We start from the raw sequence: 16,900 nt of genomic DNA, 5'->3' as shown, positions 1-16,900 counted from the left end.
CATGTCTAACTCTAAATATAAGTCGGAATCTAGCCAAGAATTTAATCCAATTGATCATCCACATCGTCGTTATAACCCATTAACGGGTCAGTGGATCTTAGTATCACCACACCGAGCAAAACGTCCGTGGAGTGGTCAAGGTGAAGAACCTGATACAGCCGAGTTATCGACGTATGAAAAAACCTGTTTTTTATGCCCGACTAACAAACGTATTTCCGGTGATGAAAATCCAAACTATGACGGCACATATGTGTTTAGTAATGATTTTGCCGCGCTCATGCCTGATTCACCTGAAGCGCCAAAATCAACTAACCCGTTGTTTAAGACCGAAGGTGTACGTGGGTTAAGCCGCGTTATCTGTTTTTCGCCGGATCACAGTAAAACATTACCAGAACTACCTGTTGAAAAAATCCGCGGTGTTATTGATACCTGGAATGAGCAAATTGAGGAATTAGGTAAAGATTACTTATGGGTGCAAGCGTTCGAGAATAAAGGCGCTGCGATGGGCTGTTCGCAACCGCATCCGCATGGCCAAGTGTGGGCGAATAGCTTTTTACCTAATGAAATTGAGCGTAAAGAAAAACTGCTTAAAGAATACCAGCAAGAGCATGGTTCGAGTTTATTATTTGATTACGTTGAATCAGAGTTAAAAGACGGTGAACGTACTGTCGTTGAAACGGAACATTGGCTTGCTGTTGTACCGTATTGGGCGGCGTGGCCGTTTGAAACCATGCTACTGCCAAAAACACACATTCGTCGTATGAGTGAATTAACAGATGAACAGCGTGATGACTTAGCGTTAGCCATTAAGAAACTCACTTGCCGTTATGACAACCTCTTTCAATGCTCATTCCCTTATTCAATGGGCTGGCATTACGCGCCATTCTTTGAGGAAGGGACGGATATAGAGCATTGGCAATTACATGCACTTTTCTATCCGCCATTACTGCGTTCTGCTTCGGTACGTAAATTCATGGTGGGTTATGAAATGTTAGCTGAAAGTCAGCGTGATTTAACGGCCGAGCAAGCCGCGCAAAAACTGCGTGATGTGAGCGACGTACATTATAAAGAACGTTTATAAACAGCGATGACTGATAGAAAATAGCTGTGATGAAAAACCGCCGTCATAATAAAAAAAGATAGTAAGTAAACTCGGTAAACGCAGTGTGATGATACTGCGCTCGACGAGAAACTCAGACCCCTACAAAGTGTGGAAGGCACCGATGACCAATTTAATTCAAAACGTAAAAAATGCATTCAATTCAGTTCTTAACTACGCACCGACTCATATTGTGCAAGCGCCAGGTCGTGTGAACCTGATTGGAGAACATACCGATTATAACGATGGTTTTGTATTGCCTTGTGCAATCAACTATCAAACCGTGGTGGCCGCTGCAAGCCGTGATGACAATATTGTACGTGTGGTTGCTGTGGATTACGGTAATGAAACGGACGAATTTGATATTACCCAGACTATTATGTTTCAAGACAATAAAATGTGGGCGAATTATATACGTGGTGTAGTGAAGTGTTTGCTTGAACGTGGTTTTGAATTTAAAGGTGCTGACATTGCGGTAACAGGTAATGTGCCACAAGGTGCTGGACTCAGTTCATCAGCTGCGCTGGAAGTGGTTATCGGTCAAACATTTAAAGATCTATATGATTTAAATATCAGCCAAGCAGAAGTTGCGTTAAACGGTCAGCAAGCTGAAAACGAATTTGTTGGTTGTAACTGCGGCATCATGGATCAAATGGTGTCGGCAGAAGGTAATGAAAATCATGCCATGTTACTTGATTGTCGTAGTCTTGAAACTACAGCGGTATCAATGCCAGAAAACATGTCTGTAGTGATCATTAACTCGAATAAAAAACGTGGGCTGGTGGATTCTGAATACAATACTCGCCGTGAACAGTGTGAAGAAGCGGCACGTATATTTGGGGTGAAAGCGTTACGTGATGTGTCTATTGAAATGTTTAATGCTAAAGTGCATGAACTTGATGTCATGGTGGCGAAACGCGCTCGCCACGTGATCACCGAAAATGATCGTACCGTTGAAGCGGCAAGTGTATTGGCTGCAGGTGATATTAAACGCATGGCAGAACTGATGGCTGAATCGCATGCATCAATGCGTGATGATTTTGAGATCACGGTAAAAGAAGTTGATACCTTAGTTAATATCGTGAAAGACGTTGTCGGTATTAATGGTGGTGTGCGTATGACGGGTGGCGGATTTGGCGGTTGTATTGTTGCCTTAGTGCCACCTGCATTACTTGATTCAGTGCGTCGTGCGGTTGAAGAACTGTATGAGCCAGCGACTGGTTTAAAAGAATCCATCTATGTGTGCCAAGCAAAAAATGGTGCAGGCTTAGTCGCAACACTTTAGATCGTGATAATAGGGCATGATGATGAATGAGCAAACAAACTTGTTCGACAGCATGACTGCTGAGGTGGCTGTTGATGGCCGCCCAGCTCAGTTGTTCGAACTGAAAAATAATAACGGTATGGCTATCGTACTCATGGATATCGGTGCTGCGTGGTTAAGCTGCAAAGTACCTGTAGATGGTGAATTGCGAGAAGTATTGCTTGGTCAAAGTCATATGTCAGACTTTCAATTACAGCAAAGTTATATGGGGGTGACCGTGGGGCGAGTAGCTAACCGTATCGCAAAAGGTCAGTTCTCTATTGCTGGGGTTGCGCATCAAGTCGATATTAATCAGGCTGGTAATACCTTGCATGGAGGCACTTATGGATTTGATAAACGCCGATGGATAGCGACGGATAATTCGGAAAAAAACAGTGGGGAAAACAGTGTTGAATTTGAGCTAGTTTCTCCTGATGGTGATCAAGGATTTCCGGGTGAACTCACAGTTAAAGTTAAATATCAGCTGACTGAAGATAATACGGTGGTGCTCAGTTATCACGGGAAAACCAGCAAAGCGACACCAATCAACTTAACCAATCACGCCTACTTTAATTTACTGGGTGCGGATAGTGGGCAATCAGCGTTAACGCATAGCTTAAGCATTAATAGTGGTGTCTTTGTGCCGACGGATGACGTCGGCATTCCGACTGGTGAGTGGCTGAGCGTTCAAGGCAGTCATTTTGATTTCATCACGACGAAGCTTGTTGCTCAAGATTTCATGCTAGATAAACATCAACAAGCAGCAAAAGGTTACGATCACGCGTTTGTGTTAGATAAAAGCTGTTTGCAAGGGGCGTTAGCGGCAAGTTTAACATCGCCAGATAATGTGGTGACTTTAAGTGTGTTTACCACTAAACCAGCGATGCAGCTGTATACCGGAAACTGGTTAGCTGGCACGCCAAATCGTCGTGGAGGCGAGTATCAAGATTACGCAGGTATTGCGCTAGAAACTCAGTTTGTACCTGATGCGGTAAATCATCCGCACTGGGACCATCCCAATGTAGTTCTTCAACCTGAAAAAACGTATCAACACCAGACGCGTTATCAGTTTACTGTATAAAGAGTTGCTCGCTAAGGTCGACATGTCATTTTTAGCTATAAGAATTATTAATTTTATAAAATGTAAGCACAAAAAAACCGGCGAGATGCTCGCCGGTTTCGTTTTGTATTAACTTAAGTACTGTTAATTGCAGTACTTTTCATTACAGTTAACAGCGGTTTAGAATGCGCCGTAGATAACTGAAGTGATAGCTAGTAGACCACAGATAGTAACAAAGATGTTTGCTGCTTTATTGCTAGCATATTTTTGCATCGCTGGAACTTTCTTGATTGCGTACATTGGCATTAGGAACAAAATAGCAGCAATCATTGGTGCGCCGATTGTTTCAATAAGGCCTAGTACACTTGGGTTGATAATCGCTACAACCCATGTAGTCAGTACGATGAATACGATAGAGAATGTACCGATTTTTTTCTCTGATGCTTTCGGCATAACTTGTTTAACTAGACCGTTTAGACCTTCTTGAGCACCTAAGTAGTGACCGAAGTAGCTAGACGTAATCGCTGCGAATGCTACGAAAGGACCAAAGTATTGAATTAATACTGAGTCATGTACGTTTGCAAGGTAAGACAGGATTGAGATGTTTTGTGCCTTCGCTTCTGCTAGTTGCTCTGGTGATAGTGATAACACACAAGAGAATACGAATAGCATAACGAAACCAAGTAGCATTTGACCTGCACGTTTACAGATAAGGTCTGATTTTACTACTGCGTTGTCACCGTAAGTTTCACGTTGTGCTTTAGCAAACTGGCTGATTACTGGTGAATGGTTGAATGAGAACACAATCAGTGGAATCGATAACCAGATAACAGGTAAGAACGAAGATGCTTCAGGAACAACTGTTAACATCGTTGTGTTCCAGCTCGGGATTAAGAATAAAGATAAACCGAACAGGATGAATACTAATGGGTAAACTAATGCTGATGTCGCTTTAAGCATTAACTCTTTACCGAATAGAATCAGTGCAGTCATTGCTAAAATTAGACCACCAGATAGTAACCAACGTGGAATACCGCTTACTTTATCCATAAGTTGAACACCAGCTTCGTTAAGCATCGGTGCACCATCAGCCGCTAGGCGTGGGATTTCAGTGAAGATATCAAGTTGGTGAACAATGAAACTTTCAAATGTATTTGTAATACCAACACCGTAGATTAATACGATAGGGTAGATAGCAAAGAAATAAGCAAACGTAATTAGTTTTGCTGCGCCTTTACCAAAATGTTCTTCAACAACATCTGTAATATCTGAATTTGGATTTTTTGATGATAGAACGAAGCGAGCAAGTGATCTATGCGCGAACCATGTCATTGGGCCTGCAATCAATGCTAGAAATACTAAAGGCCAAAAACCACCTAAACCTGCTTTAATAGGTAAGAATAAAACACCAGCACCTACTGCTGTGCCGAATAGACTTAATACCCATTCTGTGTCTGCTTTGTTCCATTTAGCAGCATTCGTAGTGCCGTTCGTGATTGTTGTAGTGGCTTGTTCTGACATTTCTCTTTCACCTGTAATATTGCGCTGTATCTTAATTGCTGCATAGGATAATGATCTGAATTTTATTTAAAGTGATGCAGATCGCTTTTTTGCCTCGAACCTAAAAAAATACCCGCATTTATCAAAATAATTTGATGTTTTACGTGTTTTTTATTAACCGTTACCGTATTTGTGTGTTTATTGAACTGTTTCTTGTGTTTACTCTGTATTTTTTGATTTTTTAAACTTAATTTAGTTATTTGTGCTTTGGAAGTTGTAAGTTGTGGTTTTATATTTGCTCATATAGTCATCGATAAATAACGTATATAGCTATAAATGGGTAGTTTATAGGTTTTTAACAATTCATTAGCAATTATTTTGTATGTGCAGATCACACTTATATTAAGGGGCTCAAATTAATTTTAGTGCTACTTTTGAGTGTTTCAGGTTAAAAACAATGAAACTGCCTAGTTTTGAATATCCATCTAGTAGTAATTGTGAGTTTTAAGCGGTTATCTCAGCATCTAAAGTGAATAGATGCTGAGATATTAATTAACAGTGTATTCTGCTGTTATTTTTCTGTTGGGTAGATAAAATACCCGCGAGCTGCGTAATGATCAGATAAGTCCCAAATCCCCCACAGTGATTCGGTTACTACGCGAGGCGCGAATATTTCTTGGCTTGCACTGATTGGCTGTAAATGGTCATTTCCTGTTAGTGTGTAATCAAGATATTCTAAATAAGGTTTTTCTGCCCAATAGTTAGTATTGGAATCAAAAGAGAGGTTGTGCCCTTTGTTGTCAGGTTCGGTGGCATTAAGAATATATTCCATTTGATCACGATCGCCGGGTAAGCCTATTTTGTTGACGTTGAAATCACCGGCTAAAATGACGGCTTCGTCAGCAGGGATATTTTGTGCTCGAATAAATGCTCCCATTTCTTCTAGCTGGGCTAAACGCGCAGATCGGTTGCTATCATCATCAGATGATTGGGTGTGAGTTGCAAACAGATGGTAAATGTGACCTTGCTTGTTAATGCGGGCATAAATAACACCACGGGTTGCGGCACACTGAATACCATTACAACTGGTATACTTTAGACTTTTCTCTTCTTCTACAGGCCAAGGCGTTAAAATACGCGTACCTGACAGCATGATTTTTCCTAATTTGAATATTTCGCTGCTGGTAAAACTATATTCTTTACTGAGCTGTTTAAGTAATTTTTTTGTTCTAATTAGATCAAAGACCTCTGTGAGTACCAAGGCATCATAACCGGACATAACTTCTGGCATTTCCGTTAGGCGTGTACCTACTTTTTTAGAACCGAATATTGTGGTCGCCCAAATGTTGTAGCTTAATAAGCTAAATTCATTACCAGGTCCAATAGTAGGTTTCTGATCATGCTGTTGTAATACGTAATTGATTTTGCCACCTTTATTTAGCTTTTCACTATTGAAGGCGATAGTATTTTTTCTGTTGGCAAGTTGGATCTCAAAACGCTGAATTGCGCTGTCCGTTTGTGGTTCGATAGTCAATTCATTACTGTCTAGACCAAAGGCAATCTCACCGCCAGTTACTTTTTGAGTTAAGCTAAAGCTGTAATCTGCGTTACTCAGTGAAATTGCAATATTATCTTCACTGCTTGTTCGGGTTATACCTGCTAGATCCACAGTGCTCAATGGCATCACTTCTGCTGTTAACAATTCGGTATTATTACCTTCTTCAATATACGCATACAGGGTATGTGGCGTGCTATTGGTGAATTGAATAATAGTATGGCGTTCTGTGGGTACTTGGCTCATTGCCATTAAGGCTGGGGTGATCATGTATAGCCCAAGTAAGACTGCTATTTTCCTTAACATAAATATCCTTATTGTTTTTATATTGTATTAAATTAAATACTACCTAGGGGTGAGTATAAATGATTGTTGTACATATTAAGTACGCATAGTAAGCAATTTTGATGATGTTTTGATTAAAGTATTATTTTTTATATTTAAGCGGATTGGTAATAGCTGCCATTTCAGCGATGAATCAATACTGTTCGCGCAATTAAATGTGAACACTTTTGTAAATTGGGGTTTTTAGTTGCTTCTAATTGCTATTTACCTGGAGTTTAACACTGCATTTCAACTACTTCTTGGTTTTTGGTTCCTTTTGTTTTGTCGTTTTTAGGTGTAAATTCTACCTTGAATTTAATTTGGCAAACTTGGTACGGATAAATGGCTGTAATACAGAATAATGATGGTGCATCTCGAGGCCATTTTGGTTCTCGTTTTGGTTTTATAATGGCTGCGGCAGGTTCTGCTGTTGGCATTGGTAATATTTGGGGCTTCCCTACGCAAGCGGCCAGTAATGGCGGCGGTGCATTTTTAATGGTGTATCTGTTTCTGATCTTTGTACTTGGTTACCCTATGTTAGTTGCTGAGCTAATGGTGGGTCGTCACGGTCAAACTAATCCAGCAGATGCGATGGCTAAACTAGGCCGATCTTCTGCAACAAAAATGATTGGTCGTTTGATTGGTCTCGCGTCAATTATCTGTGCTGTGCTGATATTCAGCTTTTATGCCATACTTTCTGGCTGGTTCGTCAGTAACACACTGGCACCGATTGCGGCTATGCTTGGTGCCGAGGAGGCAAGCCGTTGGTTAATCGACTTCTCATTATCTCGTAATATCGTATTTACCTTAGTATTTACATTAATGTCTATTTATGTAATTCAAAAAGGCGTACAAGATGGTATTGAAAAATGGTCAAAGCGTTTAATGCCATTATTATTTGCTATCTTGATTGCGAGCGTGATGTATATCTTGCTCCAACCCGGTGCGAGTGAAGGTGTTGCGGCGTTATTTACGATTGACTTTGAAAAAGTAATGCACTCAGATGTACTCATTGGTGCGCTTGGTCAGACATTCTTCTCGTTATCTATTGGTACGGGGGTGATGATGATTTATGGCTCATACCTTAAACCAAAAGAGAACATCGGTAAGTTAGCGGTACAGGTGACCTTTATGGATACAGGCGTCGCCTTCTTAGCGGCGATGTTAATCCTGCCTGCAATGTATGTAGCTAAGCATAACGGTGTCATTATCTTTGATGCTGACGGAAACTTACTAAGTTCAGATACATTGGTATTTACAGTTCTTCCAGCATTGTTTGCGACGATGGGCGCGGCCGAGCATATTGTGGCTACCATCTTCTTTGCGTTGATGTCAGTAGCTGCATTAACATCGGCAATTTCGGTAGTCGAAGTGCCGACCAGCTATATCGTGGACAAAACAGCCCTGCCACGTAAGAAAGTAACTTGGGTTGTTGGCGTCGGTCTGACAACACTAGCTATGGTTGTTGTGACTAATTTTGATTTGATGTTTGGCTTCATGATCACGCTATCAACCGAAATGATACAACCGCTTATATGTTTAGGTCTGGCTATCTTTACGGGTTGGGTATGGCATCGTAATAGCTTGTTGGCTGAAATTAAAGGTCAAGACGGCGCTGACGTAAATGGTATTTTCTGGAAGGTATGGCCATTGTATGTGAAGTTTGTTTGTCCTGTTTTAATTATGGTATTAATTAGTACATCGCTTTAATGAGACTCTGAGCCTAAATGCGTAACTAGGTTTAGGTTAGATAAAAGCCCAGTAGAGTGATCTACTGGGCTTTTTTGCTTCTAAAATTAAGATGTGGATCACCTTTTTATATCGCGCTGACGGTTTCAACCTCAATTTCATCGCTAAGGACTACTATTCATTGCTAATTGAGCAAAAGTCAGAAGTACGGTATTACCGATAATACTAAAACTTATAACTTGGTAATACGTCACCAATGCAACTTTAAAATACACAGGAAATAATCATGAAAAAGACATTATTAGTAACAGCAATACTAGCTAGTCTTGTTCCGACGGTACAAGCTTCTGTTAATGTATACAAAGATGATGCTCACCTGGTTGATTTGTATGGCCGTGCTTATGCTGCTTATCTTTACCAAGATGGTAAAGGAAAAAAAAGTGATGGTCGCTCAGATAGCTATTTTCGTACTGGTTTTAAGGCCTCTTCAAATTTAACGGAGGATTTAAATGCGCTTGCGCATATTGAGATGCAATTTGAATCCAGAGATAACAGTGACGCTAATTCAACCTCTAAAACGCGTTTGATTTATGCTGGATTAAAAAATGATTGGGGGCAGCTGACCTTTGGTCGTAACTATGCCGCAGATGAAATTATTGCGGATTGGGCTGATGCCGGTACCACTAACTATTCTGGTAATCCCGCACTAGGTAATTTAGGTCGACAAACCAATATTTTAAAACTAGAAACCAAGGTGCTTGATGATGCCCTTAGCTTAGTTGCACATATTCAACCGGAATCCAGTGTTGATGGTAGTAGTGGCAACAATAGTCAATCAAGTTATTCGATTGGTGGTGTTTATGCTTTCGACTTCGGTCTTGAGTTAGGGTCAACCTATACAGGTGTTATGACAAAAGATTATACTGCAGACCCAGATTATGATAGATCCACCTTTCTACTTGCAGCACGTTATAAGTACCAAGGGTTAACTGCCTCTATTGTTGGGGATAGTACCTCTGTTGATACACCAAATAACACATCTGCTAAGAATTCAGATGATTGGACTGCCTATGAGTTATCTCTCGCTTACACCTTGGATAAAATAACAGGCACCTTTACCTATAAACAACGTGATACGGATAATATAAGTAAAAATACCGTTGATGAAACAGCTCTTGGCCTTGCTTATAAGTTTAATCCCAACTTCCGAGTCGTTACTGAATATGCCATTTTAGGTGTTGATGGCGATGAAGATCAGCTGCACGTAGCTGCAAGGTATGACTTCTAGAGCTACGGATTCATTATTATTCACTACTAATAGCAGCAAACTCAGCATTGGTTAGCTGCTTTAGGTCTAACGGGCTTAGTTCGATTTCTAAGCCTCGACGACCTGCACTGACATAAATAGTCTCATGTGTTTCTGCTGAGCTATCAATGACAGTGAGTAAGCGTTTTTTTTGCCCCAAGGGACTAACCCCACCAAGTACGTAACCAGTCGAGCGCATTACATCATTCTTATCTGCCATTATCGCTTTTTTAGCTTTTGCCGCTTTAGCGATGGATTTTAAATTAAGCATTGCCGTTACTGGGACAACTGCAACAACGAGTTTCTTATCTCCGACATCCACCACTAGTGTTTTGAATATGCGTTCGGCGGCGACGGACATTTTCTCCGCCGCTTCTAAACCATAAGACTCTGCATTCGAATCGTGTTTATATTCATGGGTTTTATGGGCTACTTTTGCTTTTTTAGCTAATTTAACTGCTGGTGTCATACTATCTATTCTACCTTATCTATTTCGTTATTTAGCGCTGTTGCAGACTTGTCTCTATTTTTCATCACGTCTGCTAAGCTATCTTCGAGTTGTAAATACAGGTCACGATAAGCGGTATTAAACTTGTCGTCTTCACTGTTATTCAACCAGGTTTGATACAAGGTTGCTTTACTTTGTTTTTCTATTTCTTTAAAGGTGATCTTCAGGTCTTTTGCTTGTTGTTCACTGAAACCCAGGTTAGTCAGCGCGTGTGATCCAAGTATCAAGGCTGAATGGTAGGTCTCACTGACCACATGATCTGCCCCTGCATGACGCAGGGAATAGCCATGTCCACGGTCATAAGCACGCGCTAATATTTTGACTTGTGGATAATGTTGCTTGATGTAACGTACGAGATCAACAGCTCTGACTTTATCATCAATCGCGACGATGAATAAACTGGCGTTCGCGATGCCCGCTGTTTCTAGCAAACTGGGTTGAGTGGCGTCACCAAAATAACTTTTCATCTTAAATGATCGCACTCTTTGGATCATACTGACATCATGATCCAGTACCACTGTTTTAACTCCGTTAGCAACCAACAGGCGATTGACAATTTGGCCGAAACGGCCGATACCTGCCACGATCACATCACCTTGTTCATTGATATCATCGTTTGCTTGTTGATTGGTTTTATCGACGTAGCGGGGCTGGATCACGCGGTCATAAAAGATAAATAACGCGGGTGTTAAGAACATAGATAGGGCAACAGACAGCGATAAGGTCTGTGCTAGATCAATCGGCAGTACGTGGTTGTTCACGGTAAAGCCAATTAATACAAAGCCAAATTCACCCGCTTGCGCCAAGCTGAGGGCTAATAACCAACGGTCACTGCCTTTGATCTTAAAGACCAACGTTAAGATAAATAGCACTAAACCTTTGACCAACATTAACGCGAGTGTAATGGATAAAATGGTACTGGTTTCGTTAAACAAGATATTAAAATCAATACCAGCGCCCACGGTCATAAAAAATAACCCGAGCAACAGGCCTTTAAATGGTTCGATGGTGGCTTCTAGTTGGTGTCTAAATTCACTGGTTGCTAATACTACACCGGCTAAGAATGCGCCCAGAGCTGGGGACAGACCCACTAAGTTCATGATGGCAGCAATACCAATGACAAGCATTAATGAGGTAGCGGTAAAGATTTCTGGTACTTTAGAGCTTGCCACAAATTTAAATAATGGACGACTTAAGTAATGACCGCCGACCACTACGCCGGTGATGGCCACTATGATCACGAGGGCATAATAAATGCCGGAGATATTGGCGACTAAGGATAATTCTTCATGCTGCGTACTGGCTGCTTGTACGGCATGTTGTGCTTGTTCAACCAGTTCAGGAATGGCTAATAATGGGATTAGCGCCAGCATCGGGATCACGGCGATATCTTGAAACAGTAATACCGAGAATGCGGAGCGTGCCCCTTCGGTTTTGGTCAGGCCTTTTTCGTTAAAGGTTTGCAATACGATCGCGGTTGAGGATAGTGAGAATACTAAACCAATCGTGAGGGCAAGTCCCCAGTCTAAATTAAGCGCAAGGCCGATCCCCATTACTGCAGCCGTCGTTAAGCCAACTTGTAAGCCACCTAAACCAATAAGGCGATGACGCATATCCCAGAGCATACGGGGTTCTAATTCTAGGCCAACCAAAAATAGCATCATGACTACACCAAACTCAGCGAAATGCTGAATAGTAGCTGCTTCATTGCCAACTAGCCCTGTCACTGGGCCTATCATAACCCCAGCAATTAAATATCCGAGTACCGAGCCCAGCCCAAGACGTTTGGCAATCGGTACGGCGATAACCGCAGCAAACAGGTAGATGAATGCTTGGATGAAATAACCTGTCATGGTGCTTCCTTGTTCCTTGGTAGGTAATGCGATGAGTGATCTGTAGTATTAAAAAAGCCCTTAGAGCCATTTTATATAACCATCGTATTGCGATAGCATAATAATAGGCATTAAGGGCTTAATTGGTAAAGTGTTATACCCAAGTATCTTGAAGTAGCTTGGGTATATATTTTGTTTATGCTCGACTATTTAATTGTTGCGGCTTTCATTGGCGTCACGAACTCAGCGAGTTCTTGTAGCATTTTCGTATTGTCATTAAGGTTTTTCTCAATGATGTTTACAATCGCAGAACCTGAAATAGCACCCGCAGCACCCGCTGCAACAGCTTGTTTAACTTGTTCTGGTGATGAGATACCAAAACCGAGCAGGCAAGGTGCTGCATTAAACGATTTCAGTTTTGCTAATAATGGACCTACTGGCATTTCAGCTTTGGTTTCTGCCCCTGTGACACCTGCACGGCTAAGTAGGTAAGTATAACCAGAACCTTGCTTTGCCACTTGCTGTAGCGTTGCTTCATCGGCATTTGGCGGTGCGATGTAGATACTTTCGATACCGACTTTATCGCCTGCTTCTTTAAATTGTTGGCCGTATTGTACTGGCACGTCGGCAATCAATAATGAGTCAACGCCAGCAGCAGCAGCTTTAGCCATAAATTTATCGGTACCATTACCGTAAACAAGGTTGGCATACAATAATAAACCAATTGGCATGTGCGGATGTTTAGCACGTATTTCGGTCAGCATTTCAAAACAGGCATCTGGGTTTATACCTGCGTTTAATGCACGAGAGGTGGCTTTTTGGATCGTAGGGCCATCAGCTACCGGATCTGAGAATGGAATACCCAGTTCTAATGCGTCAGCACCAGCTGCTATTAGCGTCTCGATGATCGCCATTGATTGTTCGCGGTTTGGATCGCCAATCGTTACAAATGGAACGAAAGCGCCTTCATTTTTTTCTGCAAGTGCTGCAAAAGCTTGTTGATAACGTCCCATTATAATGCTCCTTCACCTTCTAGAATATCTGCAACGGTAAAGATATCTTTGTCACCACGACCTGATAAGTTAACCACTAAAATTTGTTCTTTATCCATATCCAGTTCCATCATCTGTAGTGCATACGCCAATGCGTGAGATGATTCTAGCGCAGGGATAATACCTTCTTGCGATGATAGTAACTGGAATGCTGTAAGTGCTTCTTCATCTGTTACTGACGGGTATTCAGCACGGCCAGAAGTATATAGGTGTGCGTGCTGCGGACCAACAGATGGAAAATCTAATCCAGCAGATACCGAGTATGATTCTTGGATCTGACCATAGTTATCTTGCATCAATAGTGAATGCATACCAAAGAAAATACCGTTGGTACCTTCGGCAATTGGCGCACCGTGTTCACCTGTCGAAATCCCTTTACCCGCAGGTTCAACACCGTAAAGTTTGACACTTTCTTCTTCGATAAAATCATTGAACATACCAATCGCGTTAGAACCACCACCAACACAAGCAATAACAGCATCGGGTAAGCGACCTTCTGCTTTTAGAATCTGTTGCTTGGCTTCTTCACCGATCATTTTTTGGAATTCACGTACGATAGTTGGGAAAGGATGTGGGCCTGCCGCAGTACCTAGTAGGTAATGAGCATTCTCGTAGTTAGCAGACCAGTCGCGTAATGCTTCGTTACAGGCATCTTTTAATGTGCCTGCGCCAGAGTCAACACCGATAACTTCAGCGCCCATTAACTTCATGCGGAATACGTTTGGCTTTTGGCGTTCCATGTCTTTCACACCCATATAGATGCGACATTTTAGACCCAGCAACGCACACGCTAGTGCTGATGCAGTACCGTGTTGACCTGCACCTGTTTCAGCGATAATTTCAGTTTTACCCATGCGTTTAGCCAGTAGTGCTTGACCCAATACTTGGTTAGTTTTGTGCGCGCCACCGTGTAATAGATCTTCACGTTTTAGGTAAATCTTAGTTTTCGAACCTTTGGTAATGTTACGGCATAGTGTCAACGGCGTTGGACGACCCGCGTATTCATTTAACAGTTGCTGGAACTCTGCTTCGAAGGCAGGATCATTTTGTGAATCGATAAATGCATCTTCTAATTCATCTAATGCAGGTATTAAAATTTGCGATACGTATTGGCCGCCAAATTCGCCAAAAAAGGCATTAAGTTTTGCCATGATAACTTCCTTTAGTAATTTCTAAGCGCGTTAAATGCCGCGATAATTTTGTCTGTATCTTTAATACCGGGTGCTGATTCTAATCCTGAGTTTAGATCCAGCCCTAAGCAACCGAGTTTTGCTGCGTCTTGCACGTTGTCTGGAGTTAATCCTCCGGCCAACATGATTTGACTGCAATCTTCAGATGTTAATAACGACCAATCAAATGGCTGTCCTGTGCCACCTGATTGTCCCGCTACCTTACTATCAACTAAATGACGATCAACCTTGGTCAGACTTAAATCGGGTGCTTGTTCGCTAACCCCGTGTGCTTTCCAAATTTGTATGTCGTTATTGAGTAAGGTTTTTAATATCGCAATGTAGCTTGCATCTTCGCTACCGTGTAATTGTACAGCGGCCAAATCGAGATGATTAGCAAGCTGGGCAACGACGGTTACTTGTTCATTCACAAATACCCCCACGTAAGCCAGTGGTGCTGCTGCAATGACCTCTTGCGCTGTTGCTACGTTAACACAACGTGGTGATTTTGGCGCAAAGATAAGTCCACCATAGATAGCGCCTTGTTCATGTACGACTTTTGCATCTTCTGGGCGGGTAAGACCACAAACTTTATTGTCACCTAAAATTAAACGACGGCAAGCTAAATCGACGTTGTCTTGTGACATTAACGAGCTACCAACTAAGAAGCCGTTTGCGTAGTTCGCTAAATCACGTACTTGTTGGTTATTGTAGATGCCCGATTCTGAAATGATAATACGATCATTTGGGATCTTCGGAGCAATCTCTTTGGTACGGTTTAAGTCAATTGATAAGTCGCGTAGGTTACGGTTATTAATACCGATCACTTTTGCGTCTAGCGCAATCGCACGGACTAATTCTGCTTCATTACTGACTTCGGTAAGCACGCCCATGTTTAAGCTGTGGGCGACTTTAGCTAAGGCAATATATTCAGCGTCATCGAGTACCGATAACATTAACAGCGTTGCATCGGCTTGGTGTAAACGGGCTAAGTAAATCTGATATTCGTCAATGATAAAGTCTTTACAGATCACCGGCTGAGTCACGACATTACGTACTTTAGTGATGTAGTCGAAGTCACCTTGGAAGTATTTCTCATCCGTTAATACAGAGACTGCAGCCGCATAGTTTTTATAGACGCCAGCAATTAAATCTAAATCAAACTCAGGGCGGATTAGCCCTTTTGATGGTGATGCTTTTTTACATTCCAGAATAAACTTGGTTGGTTTACCCGATAACGCGGCATAAAAATCACGATCTGTCGGTACTAAATCAGCAATAAAACTCGCTAATGGTTGACTGGCTTTACGCGCTGCAACCCAAGCCACTTTATCGTCAACAATATTACCGAGAATGGTTTGCTGTAATTCTTGCGTTAACATTTATGTTTCCTTCCTTTCGTTAAACTAAGGCTAAGACCAAGACTAAACTTGTTGACTTTTTACTGCTAGTTGGTGGATCAAGGCTAATGCACGGCCATCATCAATTGCTGTCATTGCTAATTCAGTACCGTGTTTGAAGTCTTTGGCTATTTCAGCAACCACTAATAATGCCGATACGTTGATGGCCACTGCGGCTTTTTGTGCGTCAGTACCGTTACCTGATAGCAGGCGTTCGATAATGACTTTGTTTTCTGCTGCATCACCACCGCGTAGTTTGGCTACGTCATAACGTTCAACACCAAAATCGGCAGGGCTTATTGTGAACTCGGTGATCATGCCATTATTTAACTCGGCAACTTTAGTTTCACCGTGTAGGGCGATTTCATCTAAACCACTGCCGTGAACGACTAACGCACGCTGCACACCTAGTTTATCCATGGTTTCGGCGATTGGGCGAATTAAACATTTATCATACACACCCATTAACTGAACTTGTGGGCGAGTCGGATTCAGCAGTGGGCCTAACACATTAAAGATGGTGCGGGTTTTAAGAGCTTGGCGTACAGGCATCGCATGGCGAATACCTGCGTGGTATTGTGGTGCGAATAAAAAGCAAATACCCAATTCATCAAGGCAGGCTTTTGCTTGCTCTGGGGTTTGGGTTAAATTAATACCAAACGCTTCCAATAAGTCTGACGAGCCCGATTTACTTGATACGCTGCGGTTACCATGTTTAGTCATTTTTAACCCACAAGCAGCAGCGACAAACGCAGCTGTTGTTGAGATATTAATGGTATTCATGTTATCGCCACCTGTCCCACAACAATCGGCATGTAGGCCTTCTACTGCTGGAAAGGGGGTTGCTGCTGCTAATAATGCTTGCGCAGCACCTGCAATCTCATCAGGTTGTTCACCGCGTATTTTTAATGCTGTTAGCACTGACGAAAGTATGATTGGATCCATTTCACCTTGTACTACAGCCGTAAATACCGTTTCTGATTCTTCAAGAGTCAGTACTTGGTTTGCGTATAACTTTTCTAGAATCGCTGTGATTGTTGCTGGTGCCGTGTTTTCCGATACTATTTTTTCCGGTACGATGTTTGATTCTGCCATGACCTACT

At 41.9% G+C, this 16,900-nt stretch carries 13 protein-coding genes; 5 read left to right on the top strand and 8 right to left on the bottom strand.

The window, feature by feature from the left end; all coding sequences use genetic code 11:
* The first annotated feature begins 1 nt into the window (after position 1).
* From HWV02_RS17180 to galM, 3 genes are all read left to right on the top strand, one after another.
* Complete coding sequence (locus tag HWV02_RS17180; protein ID WP_211688893.1) at positions 2-1,081, top strand: UDP-glucose--hexose-1-phosphate uridylyltransferase; 1,080 nt, start codon at positions 2-4, stop codon at positions 1,079-1,081.
* 142 nt (positions 1,082-1,223) lie between these two features.
* Positions 1,224-2,384: a galactokinase gene (galK, locus tag HWV02_RS17175; protein ID WP_211688891.1), complete on the top strand. Its 1,161-nt coding sequence runs from the start codon at positions 1,224-1,226 to the stop codon at positions 2,382-2,384.
* A 16-nt stretch (positions 2,385-2,400) separates the two neighbouring features.
* Positions 2,401-3,483, top strand: a complete 1,083-nt coding sequence (galM, locus tag HWV02_RS17170) for a galactose-1-epimerase (protein WP_370629411.1) — start codon at positions 2,401-2,403, stop codon at positions 3,481-3,483.
* Between the two features lie 159 nt (positions 3,484-3,642).
* On the opposite strand, the gene HWV02_RS17165 is transcribed toward galM, so the two are convergent.
* On the bottom strand, positions 3,643-4,983 hold the full coding sequence (locus tag HWV02_RS17165) for an aromatic amino acid transport family protein (RefSeq protein WP_211676947.1): 1,341 nt from the start codon (positions 4,981-4,983) through the stop codon (positions 3,643-3,645).
* A 550-nt stretch (positions 4,984-5,533) separates the two neighbouring features.
* Entirely contained in the window at positions 5,534-6,823 is a 1,290-nt protein-coding gene (locus HWV02_RS17160) for a sphingomyelin phosphodiesterase (protein WP_211688889.1), read from the bottom strand.
* 360 nt (positions 6,824-7,183) lie between these two features.
* On the opposite strand from HWV02_RS17160, the gene HWV02_RS17155 reads away from it, so the two are divergent.
* Together HWV02_RS17155 and HWV02_RS17150 are read left to right on the top strand one after the other, a co-directional pair.
* The gene (locus tag HWV02_RS17155; RefSeq protein WP_211676945.1) at positions 7,184-8,551 is read left to right on the top strand and encodes a sodium-dependent transporter; all 1,368 of its coding nucleotides are present in this window, start codon (positions 7,184-7,186) and stop codon (positions 8,549-8,551) included.
* A 265-nt stretch (positions 8,552-8,816) separates the two neighbouring features.
* A complete protein-coding gene (locus HWV02_RS17150; RefSeq protein WP_211676944.1) occupies positions 8,817-9,818 on the top strand; it encodes a porin in 1,002 nt (333 codons plus the stop codon).
* Positions 9,819-9,834: 16 nt separating this feature from the next.
* Here HWV02_RS17150 and ybaK read toward each other — a convergent pair whose 3' ends face one another.
* From ybaK to trpD, 6 genes are all read right to left on the bottom strand, one after another.
* A complete protein-coding gene (gene ybaK / locus HWV02_RS17145) occupies positions 9,835-10,305 on the bottom strand; it encodes a Cys-tRNA(Pro) deacylase (protein WP_211676943.1) in 471 nt (156 codons plus the stop codon).
* 5 nt (positions 10,306-10,310) lie between these two features.
* Complete coding sequence (locus tag HWV02_RS17140; RefSeq protein WP_211676942.1) at positions 10,311-12,197, bottom strand: monovalent cation:proton antiporter-2 (CPA2) family protein; 1,887 nt, start codon at positions 12,195-12,197, stop codon at positions 10,311-10,313.
* A 185-nt stretch (positions 12,198-12,382) separates the two neighbouring features.
* Complete coding sequence (trpA, locus tag HWV02_RS17135) at positions 12,383-13,189, bottom strand: tryptophan synthase subunit alpha (protein WP_211676941.1); 807 nt, start codon at positions 13,187-13,189, stop codon at positions 12,383-12,385.
* Positions 13,189-14,379: a tryptophan synthase subunit beta gene (gene trpB / locus HWV02_RS17130; RefSeq protein WP_211676940.1), complete on the bottom strand. Its 1,191-nt coding sequence runs from the start codon at positions 14,377-14,379 to the stop codon at positions 13,189-13,191. Before trpB ends, trpA begins: the two co-directional genes overlap by 1 nt.
* Positions 14,380-14,390: 11 nt before the next feature.
* The gene (gene trpCF, locus HWV02_RS17125) at positions 14,391-15,779 is read right to left on the bottom strand and encodes a bifunctional indole-3-glycerol-phosphate synthase TrpC/phosphoribosylanthranilate isomerase TrpF (RefSeq protein ID WP_211676939.1); all 1,389 of its coding nucleotides are present in this window, start codon (positions 15,777-15,779) and stop codon (positions 14,391-14,393) included.
* A 42-nt stretch (positions 15,780-15,821) separates the two neighbouring features.
* Positions 15,822-16,892: an anthranilate phosphoribosyltransferase gene (gene trpD / locus HWV02_RS17120; RefSeq protein WP_255550519.1), complete on the bottom strand. Its 1,071-nt coding sequence runs from the start codon at positions 16,890-16,892 to the stop codon at positions 15,822-15,824.
* Between the last annotated feature and the right edge of the window lie 8 nt (positions 16,893-16,900).

The sequence above is a fragment of the Moritella sp. 28 genome, assembly GCF_018219435.1.
In the GTDB taxonomy this organism is placed as follows: domain Bacteria; phylum Pseudomonadota; class Gammaproteobacteria; order Enterobacterales; family Moritellaceae; genus Moritella.
This window is presented reverse-complemented; position numbering and strand designations above follow the sequence as displayed.